This window comes from Citrobacter sp. Cb004 (genome assembly GCF_030337065.1).
Taxonomy (GTDB): Bacteria; Pseudomonadota; Gammaproteobacteria; order Enterobacterales; family Enterobacteriaceae; genus Citrobacter; species Citrobacter braakii.
In genome coordinates this window covers 98,385-122,640 of the sequence record NZ_JAOWCH010000071.1, presented here as the reverse complement: position 1 = coordinate 122,640, position 24,256 = coordinate 98,385, and the positions used below count along the sequence as shown (strand labels likewise).

The 24,256-nt window shown below is 53.2% G+C and carries 25 protein-coding genes; 18 read left to right on the top strand and 7 right to left on the bottom strand.

What is annotated here, in order from left to right; all coding sequences use genetic code 11:
- Positions 1-116 precede the first annotated feature (116 nt).
- Entirely contained in the window at positions 117-2,135 is a 2,019-nt protein-coding gene (locus tag OGV65_RS24460) for an oxidoreductase (RefSeq protein ID WP_047499171.1), read from the top strand.
- A gap of 56 nt (positions 2,136-2,191) precedes the next feature.
- Here OGV65_RS24460 and rlmG read toward each other — a convergent pair whose 3' ends face one another.
- Positions 2,192-3,328, bottom strand: coding sequence for a 23S rRNA (guanine(1835)-N(2))-methyltransferase RlmG (gene rlmG / locus OGV65_RS24455; protein WP_279265474.1), 1,137 nt, complete (start codon positions 3,326-3,328; stop codon positions 2,192-2,194).
- A gap of 83 nt (positions 3,329-3,411) precedes the next feature.
- Here rlmG and OGV65_RS24450 point away from each other — a divergent pair, with 83 nt between their 5' ends.
- The 4 genes from OGV65_RS24450 to sstT all read left to right on the top strand — a co-directional run bounded on the left by OGV65_RS24450 (position 3,412) and on the right by sstT (position 7,710).
- Entirely contained in the window at positions 3,412-3,912 is a 501-nt protein-coding gene (locus OGV65_RS24450) for a M48 metallopeptidase family protein (RefSeq protein WP_103767079.1), read from the top strand.
- Positions 3,913-3,984: 72 nt separating this feature from the next.
- On the top strand, positions 3,985-4,983 hold the full coding sequence (locus OGV65_RS24445) for a Gfo/Idh/MocA family protein (protein ID WP_103767078.1): 999 nt from the start codon (positions 3,985-3,987) through the stop codon (positions 4,981-4,983).
- Positions 4,984-5,254: 271 nt separating this feature from the next.
- Entirely contained in the window at positions 5,255-6,223 is a 969-nt protein-coding gene (locus tag OGV65_RS24440) for a TerC family protein (protein WP_016154611.1), read from the top strand.
- A gap of 242 nt (positions 6,224-6,465) precedes the next feature.
- Positions 6,466-7,710 carry a serine/threonine transporter SstT gene (sstT, locus tag OGV65_RS24435; protein WP_049283300.1) on the top strand — a complete coding sequence of 415 codons (1,245 nt, stop codon included), beginning with the start codon at positions 6,466-6,468 and terminating at the stop codon, positions 7,708-7,710.
- Between the two features lie 14 nt (positions 7,711-7,724).
- On the opposite strand, the gene OGV65_RS24430 is transcribed toward sstT, so the two are convergent.
- The 3 genes from OGV65_RS24430 to uxaC all read right to left on the bottom strand — a co-directional run bounded on the left by OGV65_RS24430 (position 7,725) and on the right by uxaC (position 11,401).
- Positions 7,725-8,279 carry a YgjV family protein gene (locus OGV65_RS24430; RefSeq protein WP_016154613.1) on the bottom strand — a complete coding sequence of 185 codons (555 nt, stop codon included), beginning with the start codon at positions 8,277-8,279 and terminating at the stop codon, positions 7,725-7,727.
- Positions 8,280-8,485: 206 nt separating this feature from the next.
- On the bottom strand, positions 8,486-9,973 hold the full coding sequence (locus OGV65_RS24425) for a UxaA family hydrolase (RefSeq protein ID WP_016157534.1): 1,488 nt from the start codon (positions 9,971-9,973) through the stop codon (positions 8,486-8,488).
- Positions 9,974-9,988: 15 nt separating this feature from the next.
- On the bottom strand, positions 9,989-11,401 hold the full coding sequence (gene uxaC, locus OGV65_RS24420) for a glucuronate isomerase (protein ID WP_047499643.1): 1,413 nt from the start codon (positions 11,399-11,401) through the stop codon (positions 9,989-9,991).
- A 473-nt stretch (positions 11,402-11,874) separates the two neighbouring features.
- Here uxaC and OGV65_RS24415 point away from each other — a divergent pair, with 473 nt between their 5' ends.
- The 11 genes from OGV65_RS24415 to OGV65_RS24365 all read left to right on the top strand — a co-directional run bounded on the left by OGV65_RS24415 (position 11,875) and on the right by OGV65_RS24365 (position 19,152).
- The gene (locus OGV65_RS24415; protein WP_016154616.1) at positions 11,875-13,176 is read left to right on the top strand and encodes an MFS transporter; all 1,302 of its coding nucleotides are present in this window, start codon (positions 11,875-11,877) and stop codon (positions 13,174-13,176) included.
- Positions 13,177-13,310: 134 nt separating this feature from the next.
- Positions 13,311-14,087 carry a transcriptional regulator ExuR gene (gene exuR, locus OGV65_RS24410; RefSeq protein WP_047499647.1) on the top strand — a complete coding sequence of 259 codons (777 nt, stop codon included), beginning with the start codon at positions 13,311-13,313 and terminating at the stop codon, positions 14,085-14,087.
- Positions 14,088-14,435: 348 nt separating this feature from the next.
- Positions 14,436-15,098, top strand: a complete 663-nt coding sequence (gene yqjA, locus OGV65_RS24405) for a DedA family general envelope maintenance protein YqjA (protein ID WP_003024820.1) — start codon at positions 14,436-14,438, stop codon at positions 15,096-15,098.
- 18 nt (positions 15,099-15,116) lie between these two features.
- On the top strand, positions 15,117-15,485 hold the full coding sequence (gene mzrA, locus OGV65_RS24400; protein WP_029139667.1) for an EnvZ/OmpR regulon moderator MzrA: 369 nt from the start codon (positions 15,117-15,119) through the stop codon (positions 15,483-15,485).
- A 147-nt stretch (positions 15,486-15,632) separates the two neighbouring features.
- Positions 15,633-16,001 (top strand): DUF1090 domain-containing protein, encoded by a 369-nt coding sequence (locus tag OGV65_RS24395; protein WP_016154619.1) that lies wholly within the window; start codon positions 15,633-15,635, stop codon positions 15,999-16,001.
- 33 nt (positions 16,002-16,034) lie between these two features.
- Positions 16,035-16,340: an ElaB/YgaM/YqjD family protein gene (locus OGV65_RS24390; RefSeq protein WP_003024832.1), complete on the top strand. Its 306-nt coding sequence runs from the start codon at positions 16,035-16,037 to the stop codon at positions 16,338-16,340.
- 2 nt (positions 16,341-16,342) lie between these two features.
- Positions 16,343-16,738 carry a phage holin family protein gene (locus tag OGV65_RS24385; protein ID WP_016157537.1) on the top strand — a complete coding sequence of 132 codons (396 nt, stop codon included), beginning with the start codon at positions 16,343-16,345 and terminating at the stop codon, positions 16,736-16,738.
- On the top strand, positions 16,738-17,037 hold the full coding sequence (locus OGV65_RS24380; protein ID WP_048242009.1) for a YqjK-like family protein: 300 nt from the start codon (positions 16,738-16,740) through the stop codon (positions 17,035-17,037). The genes OGV65_RS24385 and OGV65_RS24380 overlap by 1 nt, the downstream gene beginning before the upstream one ends.
- 174 nt (positions 17,038-17,211) lie before the next feature.
- Entirely contained in the window at positions 17,212-17,604 is a 393-nt protein-coding gene (locus OGV65_RS24375; RefSeq protein WP_003024847.1) for a DoxX family protein, read from the top strand.
- A 71-nt stretch (positions 17,605-17,675) separates the two neighbouring features.
- Positions 17,676-18,662, top strand: coding sequence for a glutathionyl-hydroquinone reductase YqjG (gene yqjG / locus OGV65_RS24370; protein ID WP_016154622.1), 987 nt, complete (start codon positions 17,676-17,678; stop codon positions 18,660-18,662).
- 124 nt (positions 18,663-18,786) lie between these two features.
- Positions 18,787-19,152 carry a DUF805 domain-containing protein gene (locus tag OGV65_RS24365; protein ID WP_016154623.1) on the top strand — a complete coding sequence of 122 codons (366 nt, stop codon included), beginning with the start codon at positions 18,787-18,789 and terminating at the stop codon, positions 19,150-19,152.
- Between the two features lie 64 nt (positions 19,153-19,216).
- On the opposite strand, the gene yhaJ is transcribed toward OGV65_RS24365, so the two are convergent.
- Complete coding sequence (gene yhaJ, locus OGV65_RS24360) at positions 19,217-20,113, bottom strand: DNA-binding transcriptional regulator YhaJ (protein WP_016154624.1); 897 nt, start codon at positions 20,111-20,113, stop codon at positions 19,217-19,219.
- A gap of 104 nt (positions 20,114-20,217) precedes the next feature.
- Here yhaJ and OGV65_RS24355 point away from each other — a divergent pair, with 104 nt between their 5' ends.
- A complete protein-coding gene (locus tag OGV65_RS24355; protein WP_016157539.1) occupies positions 20,218-20,919 on the top strand; it encodes a pirin family protein in 702 nt (233 codons plus the stop codon).
- Positions 20,920-20,945: 26 nt separating this feature from the next.
- The gene (locus OGV65_RS24350; RefSeq protein WP_016157540.1) at positions 20,946-21,095 is read left to right on the top strand and encodes a protein YhaL; all 150 of its coding nucleotides are present in this window, start codon (positions 20,946-20,948) and stop codon (positions 21,093-21,095) included.
- A 53-nt stretch (positions 21,096-21,148) separates the two neighbouring features.
- On the opposite strand, the gene OGV65_RS24345 is transcribed toward OGV65_RS24350, so the two are convergent.
- On the bottom strand, positions 21,149-22,459 hold the full coding sequence (locus tag OGV65_RS24345; protein ID WP_016154627.1) for an L-cysteine desulfidase family protein: 1,311 nt from the start codon (positions 22,457-22,459) through the stop codon (positions 21,149-21,151).
- 24 nt (positions 22,460-22,483) lie between these two features.
- Positions 22,484-23,815 carry an SLC5/6 family protein gene (locus OGV65_RS24340; RefSeq protein ID WP_016157542.1) on the bottom strand — a complete coding sequence of 444 codons (1,332 nt, stop codon included), beginning with the start codon at positions 23,813-23,815 and terminating at the stop codon, positions 22,484-22,486.
- Between the last annotated feature and the right edge of the window lie 441 nt (positions 23,816-24,256).

Below are 24,256 nucleotides of genomic sequence, written 5' to 3'. Positions count from 1 at the left end.
GCATTTTTTGAATCCCATCACAATCACGGCATTCCCCTTTTCCCTTTTACGCGGCGACGGCTAAATTATTAACTCATCCGACCACATAACAATAATTTTACATACTGGACACCTTTATGAGCTATCCGTCGCTGTTCGCCCCGCTCGATTTAGGCTTCACCACGCTTAAAAACCGCGTGCTGATGGGTTCAATGCATACCGGGCTGGAGGAGTATCCCGACGGTGCAGAACGGCTGGCCGCGTTCTACGCCGAACGCGCCCGTCACGGCGTAGCGTTAATTGTGAGCGGAGGTATTGCGCCTGCGCTTTCCGGCGTGGGGATGGAAGGCGGCGCGATGCTGAACGACACCAGCCAGCTTGCACATCATCGCGTCATTACCGACGCGGTGCATGACGAAGGCGGCAAAATCGCCCTGCAAATCCTGCATACCGGGCGTTACAGCTACCAGCCGCATCTGGTGGCACCTTCTGCCATTCAGGCGCCAATCAACCGCTTTACGCCGCATGAGCTGACGCACGATGAGGTGCTGCAGTTGATTGAAGATTTTGCCCACTGCGCTCAACTGGCGCGGGAAGCAGGCTATGATGGCGTCGAAGTGATGGGCTCGGAAGGCTATCTCATCAACGAATTCCTGACTCTGCGCACCAATCAGCGCAATGACGAGTGGGGTGGCGAGTATGCCAACCGCATGCGTTTTGCCGTGGAAGTGGTGCGCGCGGTACGCCAGCGTGCCGGTAATGACTTTATTATTATCTTCCGCCTGTCGATGCTCGATCTGGTGGAAAACGGCGGAACCTTCGACGAAACCGTCCAGTTGGCGCAGGCGATAGAAGCCGCAGGGGCGACCATTATTAACACCGGTATAGGCTGGCATGAGGCGCGTATTCCCACTATTGCCACCCCGGTGCCGCGCGGTGCGTTTAGTTGGGTGACACGTAAGCTGAAAGGGCATGTGACGATCCCACTGGTCACCACCAACCGCATTAACGATCCTCAAGTCGCCGATGACATTCTGGCCCGTGGCGATGCCGATATGGTGTCGATGGCCCGTCCGTTCCTCGCCGATGCCGAACTGCTGTCAAAAGCGCAAACCGGGCGAGCGGATGAGATCAATACCTGTATCGGCTGTAACCAGGCCTGCCTGGATCAGATCTTCGTCGGCAAAGTCACCTCTTGCCTGGTGAATCCGCGCGCCTGCCATGAGACCAAAATGCCGATCGTTGCCGCCACTGTGCCGAAAAATCTGGCGGTTGTCGGAGCAGGTCCTGCAGGCCTCGCCTTCGCCATTAATGCCGCCGCACGCGGTCATCACGTGACGTTGTTTGACGCGCATAGCGAGATTGGCGGGCAGTTTAATATCGCTAAGCAGATCCCCGGCAAAGAAGAATTTTATGAAACCCTGCGCTACTACCGCCGGATGATCGATGTGACTGGCGTGTCGCTGAAGCTGAATCACTTTGTCAGCGCACGCGATCTGTACCCCTTCGATGAAGTGATCCTCGCCAGCGGGATCGAGCCACGTATGCCACCGATCGAGGGGATCGCGCATCCTAAAGTGCTGAGCTATCTCGACGTCCTGCGCGATAAAATGCCGGTGGGCAAACGCGTGGCGATCGTTGGCTGCGGCGGGATCGGTTTTGATACCGCCATGTATTTGAGCCAGCCCGGTGAGCCCACCAGCCAAAACATTGCGGAATTCTGCGTGGAATGGGGGATCGACACCAGCCTGCAACAGCCTGGCGGCTTACGCCTGGAAGGTCCGCACTTATCCCGCAGCCCGCGCCAGATAGTGATGTTGCAGCGCAAAGCCAGCAAACCGGGACAAGGTTTAGGGAAAACGACGGGCTGGATCCATCGCGCCACCCTGCTCTCACGCGGCGTGAAAATGATCCCGGCAGTTAGCTATCAGAAAATTGATGATGATGGGTTACACGTCGTGTTGAACGGCGAACCGTTGATCTTTAACGTGGATAACGTGGTGATTTGCGCCGGACAAGAGCCGCGCCGTGAACTGGTTGATCCACTCCACGCGGCAGGTAAAACGGTACATCTGATCGGCGGCTGCGATGTGGCGATGGAGCTGGATGCCCGACGCGCTATTGCCCAAGGGACGATGCTGGCGCTGGAAATTTAACAGTATGGATTTCGTAGGCCGGATAAGGCGGTCACGCCGCCATCCGGCACACACGATTAGCGGCGGCGACCGGTTTTGACCGCTTTCAGTACCACGAATTTATTATTGGTGGCGATGGTCACACAGTTGCCGAAAATCTTCTTCAGCTTGTGGAAGTAGTCAAGGTGACGGTTAGCCACAATGTACAGCTCACCGTTGATTTTCAGGCAGCGGCGAGCGTGGTGGAACATCTCCCAGGCAATGTTATCCGTCAGCGCGTGCTTCTGGTGGAACGGTGGGTTACACAGCACGGCGTTAAAGCGGAACGGTTCGACGCCCGACAGCGCGTTGTTGATCATAAACTCACAGCGATCCAGCGCTTCAGGCATGTTACTTTCCACGTTCAAGCGGCTTGAAGCCACCGCCATCGGCGATTCATCAACAAATACCACGCTGGCTTCCGGGTTCTTCGCCAGCAGCGTCATACCGATGACACCGTTACCACAGCCGAGGTCAACAATCTCCCCTTCGAGGTTTTCCGGCAGATGCTCGATAAAAAAGCGCGCGCCGATATCCAGTCCGGTACGGGAGAAGACGTTGGCGTGGTTATGGATAGTCCATTCGGTACCTTCCAGCTTCCAGCTTAGCACTTGCGAGGCAGCGGCCAGCTCAGGTTTGCTGAACGTACAGTTGATTAAACGGGCTTTTTTCCACGCCAGCGTGGTGGTGGTTGGACCCAACACTTTTTCAAACAGCTCCAGCGTCGAGGTATGCACATCACGCGCTTTTGCCCCGGCGATGATACGCGTTTGCGGCGTCACCACTTCACGCAGCGCGCGCAGTTGCTGCTCCAGCAGCGCCATGGTTTTTGGCAGCTTAATCAGCACCACGCCCGGCGCCTGCGGATATTCAGCGGTGCTGTCGAGGAATTTGACGCTCGACTCGGCAATATCGTTATGACGCAGGTTCTCGCGTGTGGCAAGCTCGCTGAGATAGGAGTCGCCAATGCTGTACGGCGAATGTTGCGCCAGCGCACAGCCCAGCGCGCCAAAGGTATCATTCAGGATTAGCACCGGGCCGCTAATCTCGGTATCGTCCAGCTGTTGCAGCAGATATTCATCTGCCGCTTCCCACGCCAGCAGCGGGTTAACGTCATCCGTTTCCGGGAAACGTTTAAGTGACAGCGAACGGAAACCGTTGTCTATGTGGCTCATCGGCCCTCCTGAATGGTAAAATTTCGGCGTATCCCTGAAAAGGGTGCGTGAGTATACACTTTTTATGATTGGCATGGGCAAAGATGAACCAACTAACTTATCTCCAGGGCTACCCGGAACATTTGCTTTCTCAGGTGAGAACGCTGATTGCTGAACAGCGTCTGGGCGCAGTGCTGGAGAAGCGCTATCCGGGGACGCATGATTTCGCGACCGACAAAGCGCTCTGGCAATATGCTCAGGATCTGAAAAATCAGTTCCTGCGTAATGCCCCGCCGCTGAATAAAGTCATGTATGACAGCAAGATACACGTTCTGAAGAATGCGCTGGGGCTGCATACCGCCGTATCTCGCGTGCAGGGCGGTAAGCTAAAAGCCAAAGCGGAGATCCGCGTTGCCACCGTGTTTCGCAATGCCCCTGAACCTTTTTTACGCATGATCGTCGTTCATGAACTGGCGCATCTGAAAGAAAAAGAGCACGACAAAGCGTTTTACCAGCTGTGCTGTCATATGGAGCCTCAGTATCATCAACTGGAGTTCGATACCCGCCTGTGGTTAACGCAACAATCGTTAAAGCAAACTGCGTAGTCGCGCACTGGCTTTGTCTTCAGAGCATGCTAAATTGACGAAAGGATCCCTTTTCGCAGCCTGAAGGCCATTATGATACGTTTCGCAGTAATTGGCACAAACTGGATCACCCGCCAGTTTGTCGATGCCGCCCATGAAACCGGCAAATATAAGTTAACCGCGGTCTATTCCCGTAGCCTCGAGCAGGCGCAGACCTTCGCCAATGATTACCCCGTCGAGCATCTGTTTACCTCACTGGAAGCGATGGCGCAAAGCGAGGCGATCGACGCCGTCTACATCGCCAGTCCAAACTCCCTGCACTTCCCGCAGACTGAGCTGTTTTTGCGGCACAAAAAGCATGTTATTTGCGAAAAGCCGCTGGCCTCAAACCAGGCGCAAGCCGAAGCCGCTATCGCCTGCGCGCGCGAAAATCAGGTCGTGCTGTTTGAAGCGTTTAAGACCGCCAGCTTGCCTAACTTCCTGCTGTTGCAGCAATCTCTACCCAAAGTCGGAAGAATCAGGAAAGCGTTTATTAATTACTGCCAGTACTCCTCGCGTTACCAGCGCTATCTGGACGGTGAAAATCCGAACACGTTTAATCCGGCGTTCTCAAATGGCTCGATTATGGATATCGGTTTTTACTGCCTGGCCTCAGCGGTTGCGCTGTGGGGTGAGCCGCAAAGCGTTCAGGCCAGCGCCAGTCTGCTGGAAAGCGGCGTAGATGCCCACGGCGTGGTGGTGATGAATTACGGTGATTTCAGCGTCACACTCCAGCACTCAAAAGTAAGCGACTCGGTGTTAGCCAGTGAAATTCAGGGTGAGCAGGGATCGCTGGTGATCGAGCATATCTCCGAGTGTCAGAAAGTGTGCTTCGTTCCTCGCGGGGGGAAAACCCAGGATCTGACGACGCCTCAGCACATCAATACTATGCTGTATGAGGCAGAGGCTTTTGCTCATTTGGTTGAATCCGGCGAAGTGGATCACCCCGCACTGGCCGTCAGCCGTATCACCGCCAAACTGCAAACAGAGATTCGCCGCCAGACCGGCGTGATTTTCCCGGCAGACGAAGCGGTAATATCGCTGACTGCGTAAAAGTATGTAAAACGAATGTTGCAGGCCATTGACTGAATGCATGGCCTGTAATATTTTGTAACCCGCAAAGGGGAGTAACTTCGTTGTCGGTTGATCGTCATTACGATGTGTGAAAAACCACATCCGGTCGCCGGGCGATAACAAAGGAATACGCCATCGTATTCCTTTGTTGTTGTAAGTGAGACCTTGCCGAATGGCAAGGTCTATGCATAAAAAGCAGCGGCTAACGTCATTCGGCGTTGGCCGTTTTTTTTATGCATGGGGAAATACAATGAATACTGTCGGCACACCGTTGTTATGGGGTGGCTTCGCTGTCGTGGTGGTAATTATGCTGGCCATCGACCTGCTGTTGCAGGGTCGTCGTGGCGCGCATACGATGTCGATGAAGCAGGCTGCGGCCTGGTCAATCGTTTGGGTAACGCTGTCGTTACTGTTTAACGCCGTCTTCTGGTGGTACCTAGCACAAACCCAGGGCCGCGCCGTTGCCGACCCACAGGCGCTGGCGTTCCTTACCGGCTATTTGATCGAAAAATCGCTGGCAGTAGATAACGTCTTTGTCTGGTTGATGCTGTTCAGCTACTTCTCCGTACCGCCTGCGTTGCAGCGTCGGGTACTGGTGTATGGCGTGCTGGGAGCCATTGTTCTGCGTACGATCATGATCTTCGCCGGCAGTTGGCTTATCACCCAATTTGAGTGGCTGTTGTACGTGTTCGGTGCATTCCTGCTGTTTACCGGCGTAAAAATGGCGCTGGCGAAAGAAGATGCTTCCGGTATTGGCGACAGGCCGTTAGTACGCTGGCTGCGCGGTCATTTGCGCATGACCGATACCATCGAAGATGAAAAATTCTTCGTGCGTAAAAACGGCCTGCTGTTTGTTACGCCGCTGATGCTGGTGTTGATTCTGGTTGAGCTGAGCGACGTCATTTTTGCCGTCGACAGTATTCCGGCTATCTTTGCCGTCACTACCGACCCGTTCATCGTGCTGACCTCAAACCTGTTTGCTATTTTGGGTCTGCGCGCAATGTACTTCCTGCTGGCGGGCGTGGCGGAGCGTTTCTCCATGCTGAAGTACGGTTTGTCGGTCATTCTGGTGTTTATCGGTATTAAGATGCTGATCGTCGATTTCTACCATATCCCGATCGCTATCTCGTTAGGCGTGGTATTTGGCATTCTGTTTGTGACGCTGATTGTGAACGCCTGGGTCAACCACCAGCACGATAAAAAGCAGCAAATACAGTAAGTTTCATCTGCTAGCTGAAAAGCCCGACAGCACACTGCGTGCGTCGGGCTTTTTGTTTATCATGTCAAAATAATGTTAACTCAAAGTTATAAAATATGATCTCGACGCGAAATCCAGGATATTTCGCTTCCAGAACCCTGTTCTTTCCTTATACTCAGCCATGCAAACATTTGCCTCATCCTGAAAGATGCGTCTACAGAACGCACAAAGGCAGGGCAACAACACAATGAAAGGATTACTACATGACTACGCAACGTTCATCGGGGCTATTCTCGCGCCTGGCGCAAGGGAGCCTGGTTAAACAAATTTTGATCGGTTTGGTTCTGGGGATTTTACTGGCACTGGTGTCAAAACCTGCGGCAGAAGCCGTTGGTTTGCTGGGTACTCTGTTCGTCGGCGCGTTAAAAGCCGTCGCACCAATTCTGGTTCTGATGCTGGTAATGGCTTCTATCGCCAACCACCAGCACGGGCAAAAAACCAATATCCGCCCAATCCTGTTCCTCTACCTGCTCGGAACATTTTCCGCAGCGCTAGCGGCCGTTGTCTTCAGCTTCGCTTTCCCATCGACACTGCATCTTTCCAGCAGCGCCAGCGATATCGTACCGCCGTCCGGCATTATTGAAGTGATGCGTGGCCTGCTAATGAGCATGGTTTCTAACCCAATTGATGCACTGCTTAACGCCAACTACATCGGCATCCTGGTTTGGGCCGTCGGTCTGGGCTTTGCGCTGCGTCACGGTAATGAAACGACCAAAAATCTGGTCAACGATATGTCCAACGCTGTTACCTTTATGGTGAAGCTTGTGATTCGTTTCGCGCCGATCGGTATCTTCGGCCTGGTCTCCTCCACGCTGGCAACCACCGGTTTCGCCACGCTTTGGGGCTACGCGCAGCTGCTGACCGTGCTGGTAGGCTGTATGCTGCTGGTAGCACTGGTGGTCAACCCGCTGCTGGTATTCTGGAAAATTCGCCGCAACCCATATCCGTTAGTGCTGGCCTGTCTGCGTGAAAGCGGCGTGTACGCCTTCTTTACCCGTAGCTCCGCGGCAAACATTCCGGTGAATATGGCGCTGTGTGAGAAGCTGAACCTGGATCGTGATACCTATTCGGTTTCTATCCCGCTGGGAGCCACCATCAACATGGCTGGCGCGGCGATCACCATTACCGTGTTGACGCTGGCGGCGGTAAATACGTTGGGTATTCCGGTCGATTTACCGACGGCGCTGTTACTGAGCGTGGTGGCTTCGCTGTGTGCCTGCGGCGCATCGGGCGTGGCGGGAGGTTCTCTGCTGCTGATCCCACTGGCATGTAATATGTTCGGTATCCCGAATGACATCGCCATGCAGGTCGTTGCCGTTGGCTTTATCATCGGCGTATTGCAGGATTCCTGTGAAACGGCGCTGAACTCTTCTACAGACGTCCTGTTTACCGCTGCGGCCTGCCAGGCTGAAGACGAACGTCTGGCAAATAACGCCCTGCGCGGCTAATCTCTGCCCCTCCGTCACCGGACGGAGGGGTTCTCTTCTTGTACGCTTTTTTCAATTTTGAATGGATCAATTCCGCGTTTTTGCATCCGCCGGAAGCGAATAATGTTCAGGCCGTTCATCACCAGAAAACTACCTTCGATCATCGTCCCACCAATCGATCCCAACCAGAAATTATGGATAACCCAACAGGCGGTTGCGCACCACATTACGCAGCGCACGGTCAGCCCCTGGCAGCGAAACAGCGCCCAGGTGCTGGCCAGCGTGCCGATAATCGGCAACAGCTCCATCGCATGCTGTAATTTCGCCAGCCCAAGAACCAGGGTGAGGATAATAAAAACGGTCATTACCCACAGTTTGCGGGTATGCATCGAGACGAGTGTGCGGATGGTGTTTAGCTCTGCACTCATTCCCGCAGGCCAGGCGCCCATCAGAAAAAAATGCACGCCAATGGTGGCGCTGTAGACGGCAAGTTGCAGCCGGAACCGGCGCTCATCTCGATTGAAAAAGGTGGTAATGCCGATCAAAAAGGCGATGACACCTACGCCCTGGGCCAGCCAATACGCGGTCATGGGAGATCCTTGTGAGGAAACGCAAAAACAAACGGCGCTCCATATTATGAAACGCCGTTTTTAAAATCCACTCCATTTCGATTACCCAATAGATTTCGTGCTACCGCAAGGCGGTAAGTTCAGACATCCCCGGGAGCTTACTGGAGTAAGTGACCGGGGTGAATGGACGCAGCCAACGCGGCTGTCACGCGAAAGATGAAGGGTAATTACAATGTTACGCCGCTTTTAAAGATAGCCAGTTCCCGGAAATCGTTGCGCTCGTTGCAAGTTTGCTTGCCATTGGCGAACTCAACGATCGTATCGACAAACTCGCTCAGCAGCTGAGGCATCGCTTTACCGTGGATCAGCTGTCCGGCGTCAAAATCGATCCAGTGTTTTTTCTTGGCCGCCAGCTCGCTGTTGGTCGCAATTTTCACCGTCGGCACAAAACCGCCGTACGGCGTACCGCGGCCGGTGCTGAACAGCACCATATGACAGCCCGCGCCCGCGAGGGCACTGGTAGCAACCGCATCGTTACCCGGCGCGCTCAGTAAGTTCAGGCCGTGTGTCTTCAGGCGTTCGCCGTAGCGCAGTACATCCACCACCTGGCTGGAGCCCGCTTTTTGCGTGCAGCCCAGAGATTTATCTTCCAGCGTGGTGATCCCGCCCGCTTTGTTGCCCGGCGATGGATTCTCGTAAATCGGCTGGTCGTGAGCAATGAAGTACTGCTTAAAGTCATTGACCATGGTCACCAGCTTGCCGAAGGTTTCTTCGTCACGGCAGTGGTCCATCAGCAACTGCTCGGCACCGAACATTTCCGGTACTTCAGTCAGCACGGTGGTGCCGCCGTTGGCAATCACGTAGTCGGAAAAACGCCCCAGCATCGGGTTGGCGGTAATACCAGACAGGCCGTCAGAGCCGCCGCATTCCAGACCAAACTTCAGCTCGCCCAGCTTACCCGGCTCACGCTTATCGTTACGCATCACGTTGTACAACTGATGGAGATGTTCAATCCCCGCTTCCACTTCGTCTTCCTGATGTTGGCAGACCATAAAGTGAACACGCTCAGGATCGTACTCGCCTAAAGTTTCGCGGAAGGCATCAACCTGGTTGTTTTCACAGCCCAGGCCGACCACCAGCACCGCACCCGCATTCGGGTGGCGCACCATATTTTGCAGCATGGTACGGGTGTTGATGTGGTCGTCACCCAGCTGTGAACAGCCGTAGGTGTGACTGAAAAGATGCACGCCGTCGATACCCTCGGCGTCGTTGGTCTCTTTCAGAAAGCGGTTCTGCATCTGACGCGCCATAGCGTTGACGCAGCCGACCGTCGGCAGGATCCACAGTTCGTTGCGCACGCCGACCTCGCCGTTGGCGCGACGGTAGATCTGTACGTCGCGATCGGCGGGTTGAACAAGCTCTGCCTGAAAATCAGGGTGGTAGCTATACGTGTCCAGGTCGCTCAGATTCGTGCGCGTGTTGTGAGCATGAATATGCTCACCCGCCGCCACGTCCACCAACGTATGACCGATTGGCAAACCGTATTTAATGACGTTTTCGCCTTGCGCAATATCGCATAAAGCGAATTTATGGCCACGAGAAACCGCTTGGCGCAGGATTACCGCTTGCCCATCAACGGTGACTTCGGTTCCTTCAGCCAAATCAGCGAGCGCTACCGCGACGTTATCCAGCGTATGGATCTTGATGTATTGCATACCTTCACCCAGGCCTTAGTTCAGTTCAATGGCGAAATAATCACGCGCATTGTTGAAGCAAATATTTCTGACCATTTCACCCAACAGCTGGATATCTGCCGGCGCTTCACCTGCAGCAACCCAACGGCCAATCATCTGGCACAGGATGCGACGGAAGTATTCATGGCGCGTGTATGACAGGAAGCTACGGCTATCGGTCAGCATGCCGACGAAACGGCTCAGCAGACCGAGCTGGGCCAGCTGCGTCATCTGACGCTCCATACCGTCTTTCTGATCGTTGAACCACCAGCCGGAACCGAACTGCATCTTGCCCGGCATACCTTCGCCCTGGAAGTTGCCGATCATGGTGCCCAGCACTTCGTTATCGCGCGGGTTCAGGCAGTAGAGAATAGTTTTCGGCAGCAGGTTCTGTTCGTTCTGCTTGCTCAGCAGTTTGGACAGCTCTTCGGCCATCGGGCGATCGTTGATGGAGTCGAAGCCGACATCCGCGCCCAACAGTTTGAACTGACGCAGGTTGTTATTACGCAGCGCGCCGATGTGGTACTGCTGTACCCATTCACGACGCGCGTATTCCGCACCGAGGAACACCAGCACCGCGGTTTTAAACTGGGCAACTTCATGCTCGCTCAGCGTTTCACCCGCCAGGCGGCGTGCCAGAATGCTATCCAGTTCAGATTCGTTAGATTCAGCAAACAGCACCACGTCCAGCGCGTGGTCAGAGACTTTACAGCCGTGAGCCGCAAAGTGATCCAGACGTTTGGTCAGCGCAGCTTGCAGGTCGCTGAAGCGGCGGATATCCGTGTCAGACACCTCACCGAGCTTCGCCATATAGTCGTTAAAGGTCGCCTGCTCAATGTTAAAGGCTTTATCCGGACGCCAGCTCGGCAGCACTTTCACATCAAAGCTTCCGTCTTTAGCAACGGCCGCGTGATGCTCCAGAGAGTCGATCGGGTCATCGGTAGTACCAACCATTTTCACATTCATCTGCTGCATGATGCCGCGCGCGGAGAATTTGTCCTGCGCCAGCAGTTCGTTGCACTGGTTCCAGATTTCGTCAGCCGTTGCCGGAGACAGCAGCTTACCTGTAATACCAAACGGGCGACGTAATTCGAGGTGGGTCCAATGGTACAGCGGGTTACCGATTGTGTGCGGAACCGTGGCGGCCCAGGCGTCAAACTTCTCGCGATCGGACGCATCGCCGGTACACAGGCGCTCAGCGACGCCGTTAGTACGCATCGCACGCCACTTGTAGTGGTCACCCTTCAGCCAGATGTCATACAGGTTATTAAAACGGTAGTTTTCCGCGATTTGTTGCGGTGGCAAATGACAGTGGTAGTCGAAGATTGGCTGGTCTTTGGCGTAATCATGATACAGACGGCGGGCAAATTCGGTGTCCAACAGGAAATCTTCAGTCATAAACGGGGTCATTATCGTCTTCCTCTCAGCGAGTGCGTCAGATTGCTTATGTTTTGATGTTGACAAAGTTATCACACCAATTTCCATACACTGAAGATATTTTCGTGAGTTAGATCAACAAATGGCGACAAAAAAATTACTCTCAAAGAGGTAAACCACGCGCCAAGCCGCACCAGCACTGGCTTTGCTGAATCGAAATAATGACCACACGAAGATTCACACTTTTGTGATGGCACTCACCTTTTAAAGCTGTATGACAAGTTATCTTTTTGCCGTCGCGATACATAAGCCGACGGAATGCAAATTACCGATGTATCACCATCGGATTAACCGGTACGGAAACCGAATTAGCACAAATATTGACATGGCAGAGTTCGGGGAGTACCGGCTTTTTTTTCGGTTACCCCCTCGTAAAAGAACATCCTCCTCCCTGAACTGGAAGATGACCGCTCGTTCGCGGACATAACAAAACGATGAGGTTTTACATGCGTAAAATTAAAGGGTTACGTTGGTACATGATCGCACTGGTGACGCTTGGCACCGTGCTGGGTTATCTGACACGTAACACTGTGGCGGCAGCTGCGCCAACTCTGATGGAAGAGTTACACATCTCCACCCAACAGTATTCCTATATCATCGCAGCGTATTCTGCTGCTTACACCGTAATGCAACCTGTTGCCGGCTACGTGCTCGATGTGCTCGGCACAAAAATTGGTTACGCGATGTTCGCCGTTCTGTGGGCCGTCTTCTGTGGCGCGACCGCACTGGCTGGTAGCTGGGGTGGACTGGCGCTGGCGCGAGGCGCAGTCGGTGCCGCTGAAGCTGCGATGATCCCTGCGGGTCTGAAAGCCAGTTCTGAATGGTTCCCGGCAAAAGAACGTTCAATCGCCGTGGGTTACTTTAACGTCGGTTCCTCTATCGGCGCGATGATTGCTCCGCCGCTGGTCGTCTGGGCTATCGTCATGCACAGCTGGCAGATGGCATTCATTATTTCTGGTGCCCTGAGCTTTATCTGGGCCATGTGCTGGTTGGTATTTTACAAACACCCACGCGACCAGAAAAAACTGTCTGATGAAGAACGTGATTACATTCTGAATGGTCAGGAATCACAGCATAAAAACAGCACCGCCAAGAAAATGTCTCTCGGTCAGATCCTGCGTAATCGCCAGTTCTGGGGCATCGCGCTGCCGCGTTTCCTGGCAGAGCCGGCCTGGGGTACCTTCAACGCCTGGATCCCGCTGTTCATGTTTAAAGTCTACGGCTTTAACCTGAAAGAGATTGCGATGTTTGCCTGGATGCCGATGCTGTTTGCTGACCTGGGTTGTATCGTAGGGGGTTACTTACCGCCGCTGTTCCAGCGCTGGTTCGGCGTTAACCTGATCGTTTCCCGTAAAATGGTCGTCACCATGGGCGCATTGCTGATGATTGGCCCAGGGATGATCGGTCTGTTCACCAGCCCGTACATTGCTATCGCCCTGCTGTGCGTCGGCGGCTTTGCTCACCAGGCGCTGTCCGGTGCGCTGATCACGCTCTCTTCTGACGTATTTGGTCGTAATGAAGTGGCAACCGCGAACGGTCTGACCGGTATGTCCGCCTGGCTTGCAAGTACGCTGTTTGCACTGGTCGTTGGCGCGCTGGCTGACACCATCGGCTTCAGCCCGCTGTTCGCCGTACTGGCGGTATTCGACCTGCTCGGCGCGTTAGTCATCTGGACGGTATTGCAGAACAAATCGGCCAGCGAGGTAGAGTCAGCTTCGCAAACTGGCGATCCCGCTGCGCAAAGTTAACCAGACACGATTTAACAAGGTTATGTAATGCTAAGCCGCCAGTCATCTGGCGGCTTTTTTATCGCCGCGAGTGGAGCCGTAATCGCAAAAGTGGTATAACAAATAGAGTCTGCCGTATCATGCCTGGAGCGCATATGGAAATCACCGAACCACGACGTTTGTACCAACAACTTGCCGCTGATCTGAAAGAACGCATTGAGCAGGGTGTCTACCTGGTGGGTGACAAACTCCCCGCCGAACGCTTTATCGCCGATGAAAAAAATGTCAGCCGCACCGTGGTTCGTGAAGCGATTATCATGCTCGAGGTTGAGGGCTATGTTGAAGTGCGTAAAGGATCGGGGATCCACGTCATTTCAAACCAACCCAAACACTATGTCGCGCCAGATGAAAGTCTGGAATTCGCCAGCTACGGTCCGTTTGAGCTGCTCCAGGCTCGCCAGCTCATAGAAAGCAACATTGCTGAGTTTGCCGCCACCCAGGTGACCAAACAGGACATCATGAAACTGATGGAAATTCAGGAGAAGTCGCGTAACGAAAAAAGCTTTCGTGACTCCGAGTGGGATCTCCTGTTCCATGTGCAGGTCGCGCTGGCAACACAGAACTCTGCCCTGGCCGCGATTGTTGAAAAAATGTGGACTCAGCGTATTCACAACCCCTACTGGAAGAAGCTGCACGACCACATCGACCTGCGCACGATAGATAACTGGTGCGACGACCATGACCAGATCCTGCGGGCGCTGATTCGCAAAGATCCACACGCCGCCAAACTGGCGATGTGGCAGCATCTTGAGAACACAAAGCAGATGCTGTTTAACGAAACCAGCGATGATTTTGAATTCAACGCAGACCGTTATCTTTTTACCGATAATCCCGTCATTCATCTCGATACGGCAGCTAACGGCGCAAAATAAACAATCTTAACGATGCAGGCGCGACAAAGCGCCTGTTTCTGACGCTTGGTAAGCATTAGGTATAAAGTGTCAGCCTGTGTAAATCCTCTCGCCTCCCTCCATTGCGATAAGCAAAATCACAGTGCAACACCCGTAATTTCTATAACGGACTACGTTGACCTTTGTTACAATTAGTTGTTATTTGAATTTTTGTGTTTGAGAGCTTGCTTACTTCACAACTTTACAGGGAATAGTTCAGGCCGTGAATTTGTGTCAGACCGCGATCCATGTAAAAAACACCAATAAAATTGCGGCGTTACAAACTCCAGAATACCGGCATGACGACAACCGATTCTCCAGGAATATTGAATGGAACTACTGACTCAATTATTGAATGCTTTATGGGCTCAGGATTTTGAAACGCTGGCCAATCCCTCCATGATTGGCATGCTCTATTTCGTACTGTTTACCATTTTGTTTCTGGAAAACGGACTGCTGCCAGCAGCCTTTTTACCTGGCGACAGTCTACTGGTACTGGTCGGCGTACTTATCGCTAAAGGCGCGATGGGTTTTCCGCAAACGGTACTGCTGCTCACCACCGCGGCCAGCCTGGGTTGCTGGCTCAGCTATATCCAGGGGAGATGGCTGGGAAATACCCGCACCGTTCAAAACTGGCTGTCTCATCTACCCGCGCACTACCATCAGCGCGCACATCATCTGTTCCATAAGCATGGCTTGTCTGCCCTGTTGGTCGGTCGCTTTATCGCGTTTGTCAGAACATTACTGCCGACCATCGCAGGATTGTCCGGTCTTAACAATGCGCGCTTTCAGTTCTTTAACTGGATGAGCGGACTGCTTTGGGTTCTGATTCTCACAACGCTTGGCTATCTGCTGGGCAAAACGCCAGTGTTTCTCAAATATGAAGATCAGCTGATGTCTTGTCTGATGCTGCTTCCCGTGGTGTTACTGGTGTTTGGTCTGGCAGGTTCACTGGTTGTGCTTTGGAAAAAGAAATACGGGAACCGAGGGTAAATTATGCTGAAATCATGCATAACACTCCGACGACTGGCCTGGACGACTACTTTTATGCTGTTTATCGGCGCGCTGCTCCTGACCTGGTCGGTCATCCGCCAGCAGGAGTCAACGCTTGCCATTCGTGCTGTAAACCAGGGAGCCACCATGCCTGATGGCTTCTCTATCTGGCATCACCTGGACGCCAACGGTATTCGCTTTAAAAGCATTACTCCGCAAAATGACGCGCTGCTGATCACCTTTGATTCCAGCGCGCAAAGCGCAGCCGCAAAGGTCGTGCTGGACCGAACGTTACCGCACGGTTTCGTTATTGCTCAGCAGGATGATGATAATCAGGCGGTACAGTGGTTATCCCGCTTACGTGATACCCCGCACCGTTTTGGTTAATCTCCAGGAATCTGAATTAGATCACTCACTTTGGTGATTTCATCATTTAGCGCCTATGATTAATAAACTGGGTTTATGACCCATTGCTTTATTATTCTGGAGCATCGGCCAAAGCCACAAGGTCGAATCACAATGGAAGGTTCAAGAATGAAATACCGCATCGCTTTAGCAATTAGTCTTTTCGCTCTCAGTGCCGGCAGTTACGCCTCCACCCTCTGTCAGGAAAAAGAACAGGATATTCAGCGGGAGATAAGCTATGCCGAAAAGCACAACAATCAAAACCGCATCAATGGTCTGAACAAAGCGCTGAGCGAAGTTCGGGCAAATTGTACTGACAGCAAACTGCGCGCCGACCATCAGAAAAAAATCGCCGAGCAGAAAAATGAGATAGCCGAGCGTCAACGTGATTTGGCCGAAGCGAAGCAAAAAGGCGATGCGGATAAGATAGCCAAGCGCGAACATAAGCTTGCTGAAGCTCAGCAAGAGCTGAAAGAACTCGAGACACGCGATTACTAAGTACGGTAACTAGTCACTCAACTGGAGAAAACTATGTCGAAAGATAATGCTACGGAAAACCTGCGCGCTGAGCTGAAATCTCTTGCGGATACGCTTGAAGAAGTACTTAGCTCCTCTGGCGATAAGTCGAAGGAAGAGATGAGTAAAATTCGCAGCAAAGCCGAACATGCGTTACGCGAGAGCCGCCATCGTCTGAGCGAAACCAGCGATGTGATTGCCAAACAGACCCGTGAGGCCGCGGCAAAAGCCGATAACTACGTACGCGAAAACCCATGGACAGGCGTCGGCATTGGCGCTGCAGTCGGTGTGGTGCTTGGTGTACTGCTGTCGCGCCGTTAATAATGGCAGACTCTCAACACGCACAAGGTCCAGGCAAAGGCGTACTGGGTATTGGACAGCGGATCCTGACGATTCTCGTTGAGATCGTAGAGACGCGGCTGCGGCTGGCCGTCGTTGAGCTGGAAGAGGAAAAAGCCAATCTCATCCAGATCCTGCTGATGCTTGGGCTGACCATGCTGTTCGCGGCGTTTGGTCTGATGAGCCTGATGGTGCTTATCATCTGGGCCATAGACCCGCAGTATCGCCTGAACGCCATGATTGCCACCACCGTTGTGCTGTTGCTTTTAGCGCTTATCGGCGGGCTATGGACGCTGAGTAAAGCGCGTAAAACAACGCTGCTACGCCATACGCGCAATGAACTCGCTAACGACAGGCAGGCCCTGGAGGATGATGCATAATGAGCAGTAAAGTCGAACGTCAACAACGTAAGGCGCAACTGCTTGGACAGATCCAGCAGCAAAGGCTGGATCTGTCTGCCACTCGCCGCGACTGGCTTGAAGCCACCGAAGTTTACGATCGTGGCTGGAAGACGCTGCTGAACCTGCGTGGCTGGGTGTTGGTCGGAAGCAGTATTATAGCGGTTCGCACCATTCGTAACCCGAATCTGCTGGTACGCTGGGCTAAACGCGGCTTTAGCGTGTGGAGCATCTGGCGTCTGGTTAAATCGACCATCAGACAACAGCAACTGCGCGGCTAATCACCTCTTCTCCCCCTAACCTCAAATTTTTTGAAAATTTCTGACAGTTTTCCTTGCTAACAATTGTCATTAGCCGCGTTTATGATTCTCTCCATCGACAGCAACGACGCACTCTGCGACGTCGTTGCACAAAAAAACACAATAAGCCGCCTGAGTGGTTTCCTGGAGAGTATGATGAAGAAATTAGAAGATGTTGGTGTACTGGTAGCGCGCATTCTGATGCCAATCCTGTTTATTACCGCAGGTTGGGGAAAAATCACCGGATATGCGGGTACCCAACAGTACATGGAAGCCATGGGCGTCCCAGGATTTATGTTACCGCTGGTTATCCTGCTTGAGTTTGGCGGCGGTCTGGCCATCCTGTTTGGTTTCCTGACCCGTACTACTGCGCTGTTCACCGCGGGCTTCACGCTGCTGACGGCGTTCCTCTTCCACAGCAACTTTGCGGAAGGTGTGAACTCTCTGATGTTTATGAAAAACCTGACCATCGCAGGCGGCTTCCTGCTGCTGGCTATCACCGGTCCGGGCGCATTCAGCATCGACCGTGTACTGAATAAAAAATGGTAAGCGAGCTATACTAAACGCATCAAAAAGCGAGGAGACATCTCCTCGCTTTTGCTATCTGAGGAGGCGAAAACATGGGACAACTCATTGACGGCGTATGGCATGACACCTGGTATGACACCAAATCAACCGGGGGAAAATTTCAACGCTCTGCATCAGCTTTCCGTAACTGGCTCACCGCGGATGGCGCACCGGGTCCAACGGGCGAAGGGGGTTTCGCCGCCGAAAAAGACCGCTATCATCTCTACGTTTCTCTGGCCTGTCCGTGGGCGCATCGCACGCTGATCTTGCGTAAACTCAAAGGGCTGGAACCGTTTATTTCCGTTTCCGTTGTGCATCCGCTGATGCTGGAAAACGGCTGGACCTTTGACGATAACTTCCCGGCGGCAACCGGCGATACCCTGTATCAGCACGAATTTCTTTATCAACTCTATTTACACGCCGATCCGCACTACAGCGGTCGGGTGACCGTTCCGGTGCTGTGGGACAAAAAGAACCACACCATTGTCAGCAACGAATCTGCAGATATCATCCGTATGTTTAACACTGCGTTTGATGCGCTGGGCGCGAAAGCCGGGGATTACTATCCACCCGCTCTGCAAACTAAAATCGACGAGCTCAACGGATGGATTTATGACAACGTCAATAACGGCGTGTATAAAGCCGGATTTGCCACCAGTCAGGAAGCCTACGACGACGCCGTAGAAAAAGTCTTTCAATCTCTGGCGCGACTGGAGCAGATCCTTGGGCAACATCGCTACCTGACCGGGGACCAGTTAACAGAGGCCGATATTCGCCTGTGGACCACGCTGGTGCGCTTTGATCCTGTGTATGTGACGCACTTCAAGTGCGACAAACACCGGATTAGCGACTATCTGAACCTGTACGGTTTCCTGCGCGATATCTACCAGATGCCAGGCATTGCGGAGACCGTTAATTTCGATCACATCCGCAATCACTACTTCCGTAGCCACAAAACCATTAACCCGACCGGCATTATTTCTGTCGGACCGTGGCAGGACCTCAACGAGCCCCACGGGCGTGATGACCGTTTTGCCTGATTTACACGGGTCCCCTTTGGGGGCCAAATAATTAATACAGCAAATATTTACCAGTATTCCATTCACGGCTATTCTTAATTTGATTGCTTTAAAAACAAGTAATTGAATACAGAACGAGGCAAAAATGGATTGGTATTTAAACGTATTAAAGAACTACTTTGGTTTTGGGGGCCGCGCGCGTCGTAAAGAATACTGGATGTTTGTGCTGGTCAACATCATCTTTACGTTCGTGCTGGGCATTCTGGACAGAATGCTTGGCTGGGAACGCGCCGGAGGGGAAGGCATATTAACGACGATTTATGGGGTTCTGGTCTTTATCCCGTGGTGGGCGGTGCAGTTCCGGCGTTTACATGACACCGACCGCTCGGCCTGGTGGCTACTGGTGCTGCTGATCCCGATCGTAGGCTGGTTGGTAATCATCATTTTCAACTGTCAAAACGGGACTCAGGGGAGCAACCGCTTCGGCGCTGACCCTAAACAACTGTCCTGATGTAATACACCATCTTGTCGGCCGGATAAGGTGCATTTGCACCGCATCCGGCGTAACAGCCCTGCTATTTACCCGCAAACAGCTTGGGAATTTCCCGCAAACACCAGGATTTCGCTTCGCCCATGCTGTCTCGACGCCAGGCCATAATAATATCAATTTCGCTTGTCGATTCCGGGCTAACCACACGCAACCGACCCGCCGCAATGTCCTCTTCCACCAGCGGGTATGGCATCGTCGCCACGCCAAGGCCGGCCAACAGCGCCTGGCGTTTATCTTCTATCGAACTCACCGTCAGACGCGGCTGTTTATCCAGCAGTTGAACCGTCAGCACCGGGCGTTCGCGGGCCGTGTCCGCCACCGCGATTCCACGGTACTTCACGCGGGTGACTTCCGATAACGGTTCCGGCTCCTGATGAATTGGATGATCCGGGGCCGCCACATATACGTTCATCAGCGAGTACAGCTTGCGCGAGTTGATTTCCGAAGATGAGCGAAAATGCATATCCGGCGCAATCACGATATCCGCCCGCCCCTGCTCCAGACGCTCCCACGCCCCGGCCAGAACTTCGGTGATAACGGAAAGCTGGGTATTGGCCTTCCCGGCAAGTCTGTCGATCAGCGGGAAAAACGCCGCCGTCGGCACCAGCGCTTCGGTGACGATGGTCAGATGCGTTTCCCAACCGCGAGCCAGCGCTTCGGCATCGGTGGTCAGCTTATCCGCAGCTTCCAACAGTACACGCCCACGTTCCAGCAGCATACGCCCGACGTTGGTGAATTTTGTGCGATGACCTGAACGGTCGAACAGCACGACGTCCAGCTCTTCCTCCAGCTTCTGCATGGTATAGCTGAGCGCGGAAGGAACGCGCCCCAGTTCGTCCGCTGCGGCGGCAAAGCTGCCACGCCGGTCTATTGCGTCCATGACGCGTAACGCCTCAAGCGTTAAAGCCCTTTCTTTGGCCATCTCGTTCTCATTCAGGAAATTTGAACATACCGGGCAGAATATCTGGCTAACAATGCAGCGTCTAGCCATTTAACATAAAAGGAAGTAAAGAGAGGTCAAGAACTATGATTACTACCCGTACAGCCAAACAATGCGGGCAAGCAGACTACGGCTGGCTGCAGGCCCGTTATACCTTCTCCTTTGGGCACTATTTTGATCCTAAACTGCTGGGTTATGCCTCGCTGCGTGTTCTGAACCAGGAAGTTCTGGCACCGGGAGCCTCTTTCCAGCCACGTACCTATCCGAAGGTGGATATCGTCAATCTGATCCTCGAAGGGGAAGCGGAGTATCGCGACAGTGAAGGGAACCATATCCAGGCCAAGGCAGGAGAAGTTTTACTGCTCGCCACACAGCCGGGAATTAGCTACAGCGAACACAATATCAGCAAAGATAAACCGTTAACCCGAATGCAGCTCTGGCTGGATGCCTGCCCGCAGCGCGAAAACGCCTGCGTACAGAAAGCCACGCTGAGTGCCGGTAAGCATCAGTTGCTCGCCTCGCCGGATGGTGAACAAGGCAGCCTGCATCTGCGTCAACAGGTATGGGTGCACCACGTTGAACTGCAACAAGGTGAATCGCTGAGTTTTCAGTTACATGGGCCGCGGGCTTACTTACAGTCGATCCACGGCAGATTCCATGCGGTGACATCTGGCGCCGAAAAAGAAGCGCTCACCTGCGGCGATGGCGCATTTATTCGTGACGAAACTAACATAACGTTAGTCGCCGATACCGCGCTGCGCGCTTTGCTGATAGATTTGCCCGTATAGTCAGGGAAAACAATGGAGTACGACTATTGAGCAAGAAATCATCAAAAAAACGCCAGCCGCAGGTTGAGCCGAAAAAACAGGATACTGTGACCTTCGGCTATGAAGAAATGCTGACAGAGCTGGAAGCGATTGTGGCGGATGCCGAGCTACGGCTGGAAGACGAAGAAGCCGCCTGAAAAGGCGGCTTAGAGTTATGCCGGGGGCGATTCCGCCTTACCCGGCCTGCAGATTAATGTGCCTTACTGGCCATGATCTCAATGATCTGCTTGTCGGTTTCCTGCATCGAGCGACACGCCAGCGCACACAGGTTCGTGATAGATTGCTCCACGTTGTGCGCCACAATCCCTTCATTGCCGGTCACTGCGGTGTCATCCAGCGCCATCAGCACCGCTTTCCACGCCGCAGATGCGCTGGTTGAAACTTTCATCGCGCAGCTGTTTGAGGCGCCATCGCAAATCATTCCGCTCACGTCGCCAATCATGCTGCTGATTGCCATCGCGATAGTGTTGTAGCGACCATCAACAATCCACGCCATCCCCGCCGCGGCGCCCATCGCCGCCGTGGTTGCCGCACACAGTGCAGACAAACGCGGAAGCTGATGATGGATGTAGATAGCGCTCAAGTGAGACAACATCAGCGCACGCGCCAGTTTCTCTTCATCCGCACCAAAGTGCTCAGCCACCACCATTACCGGAACGGTCGCGGTAATCCCCTGATTACCGGAGCCCGAGTTGCTCATTGCCGGAAGCGTCGCCCCGCCCATTCGCGCATCCGATGCCGCACTGGTGCGGATCAGAATAGAGGTGGAGAGATCGTTCGCCAGCAGGCCACGCGCGCACTGCTTCTCAAGCGTGGTTCCGATGTGCAAGCCCCAGTTACCGCGCAGCCCTTCCTGGGACAGCGCACCGTTCAGTTTCGCCGCATCGAGAATAAAGCGGATTGACTCAAACGGTACCGCGTTCACGAACGCCAGAATCTCTTCCAGCGACGTGTGGGACAATACCGCCAGCGGTGACTCCTGTTCCTCTTCCTGAGCGTTCTGTTCTGTCGTGAACACCACGCCCTTATTGGTCTCAATGTGCACAATGTTGGTATGACCACCAACAATCGTCACGCACGCCCATCCTTCAGCGCTATAAACCTTCGCACGGGAGAAAAGAATGTCCTCGCATGGCTCCTGCAGCATCACCGCGACCTTCCCGGCGGTAAGCATCGCTTTCGCATCGGCAATCGCTTGAGGCGAAGCGTCTTTCAGTACCTCTAAACCAGCGTGGGCATTTCCCCCCAGCGCACCCAGTGCCGCCGCGACAGGCAGCCCGACCATTCCGGTACCCGGCACGGTAACGCCCATGCCGTTTTTCATCAGGTTCGGTGAGACCCACGCATCAATGCGTTCAACCGCGCCGTCCAGCTCAGAGGAGGCGACCGCTGCCGCCAGAGCCAGAGAGATAGGTTCCGTGCAGCCCAGCGCAGGCTTAACTTCTTCCTGCACCGCGCGGATAAAACTATCCCATAATGGATTCAATGTAGTCTCAAACATAACAACAACCTTTGCTCAGATATCTCAGGAAAATGCCAGGAACGGAGAAACGCACAGCAGCAGGCCCGTGACAATAATCAGATACAGGGAAGCGCCTTTGTATTTGTGCAGTGCAGGAACTTTGTAGACCAGCCAGGCCGGGATCAGACATCCCACCATGCCGAAGATAGGGCTACAAATAGAAGTGAAGCTCAGTACCGGCGCATTGAGCACAATGGCTCCCCACGCCAGCAGGATAGCGAAAACCATAATGCCGCGCTGAACCAGGGTCTCATTGATTTTCTCGGCTGGCATTTTGCGGCGCAGCACGTTCATCACGATCCCTTGAGTGGCTTCACGGAACCCTAAGTAAACGCCGAAGAAAGCGGTCATTACGGCAAAGATGTTCAGAATAACGCTGACGATTTTCACCCAGCCAGCACCCGCGCCGCTGATAAACTGCGCGGCAATCGCCAGAGCGGAAATGTTCTGCTCATAAGCTTTAACCGCTTCGTCATGGCCCATCGCCAGCGTGAAGGAAACGGCGTAGAAAAAGACGGTCACAAACAGAATACCGAACGCAATATTCATGGCTCGCAGGGCTTTATGGCGTGCCACTTCAATGGATTTATTGCGAGAACGATAGGAGATAACCATCGGGCTTAAGGTCTGAATAAACAGAATCGAGGTCAGGGTAAACGGCAGCGTGATAATCGCGTTTTTGATCAACAGCGCCATCGGCGGCAGTGAACCTACGTTATATAAATGCCACATCCCAACCATAGACACGCCAAGCGCCGCCACCACCAGCAGCTTGGTCAGTACCATACCGGTGGAGATTTTAAACAGCAGTTTTTCCCCGCGGGACGAGATAGCCACCAGGATGCAAATCAGCACCAGGCCATAGAACGGGCTGTCGGACAGTAAACCTTCAGTAACGCCAAAAGTATGCAGGTAGGAGGCGCTATCGTTGGTGATGGCGGTGGAATAGACGAACATCCAGATAACCAGCATCACAAAATACAACGCACCTAACAGGATGCCCCAGTTCTTACCCAGATAGCCGCTGATTACGCTCGGGTAGTCTTTACACTCTGGGGACTCAGCCAGCGTATTAATAAACAGACGCTGGAACAGATACATGGCTGGGTAACCGATGATAGAGGAGAGCAAAAACACCCACAGCCCCATCAAACCCACCTGGACGGGAAGAAAAACAATCCCCGCACCAATTGCCATACCGATACTCATAATGACCCAGCCGGTGTCCATGCTGTCGAATTTAATGGCTTCGCGCCATTCACTTTCGGTCATTCCCGCCCGACGTGCCGGAGCAGATGCGTCGAGTATTACGCTGTTATTCGTTGCCGTTTCCATAATTTTCCGCTCAATGTGTAGGTAGAGGTTTTTATATTTTTTTCGTACTGCCTCAATGCGATACGCAGTACTACGGTGCAGGTGAGCTATTGGAGTAATGAGGAAATCATACGCGCAGGATCAGAGAAAAACTTCACAAACAAACCCCTGTAATTTCTAAAAGTTAAGAAATATTTTCTCTTTTATATCAATATAAAGAATTTAATTTCTATATTTGAAGCAGATCACAACAAAAAAGCCGCACTAACATGTAATACCAGTCAGTTAAGCATTATGGAGAACATGTGGTTTCGGCTCAGGGTTCCGTTCACCTCAGTGGTATCACTTTTCTGAAGCGCAGATACCCGTGAACGTGCACGGTGCACTGACTTCCAGTTAACTCTGTTTTGCTGTTCAGATAAAAAACGCAGGGGGTCAGGTGTGGGCTGGTCCGGCTGAAAA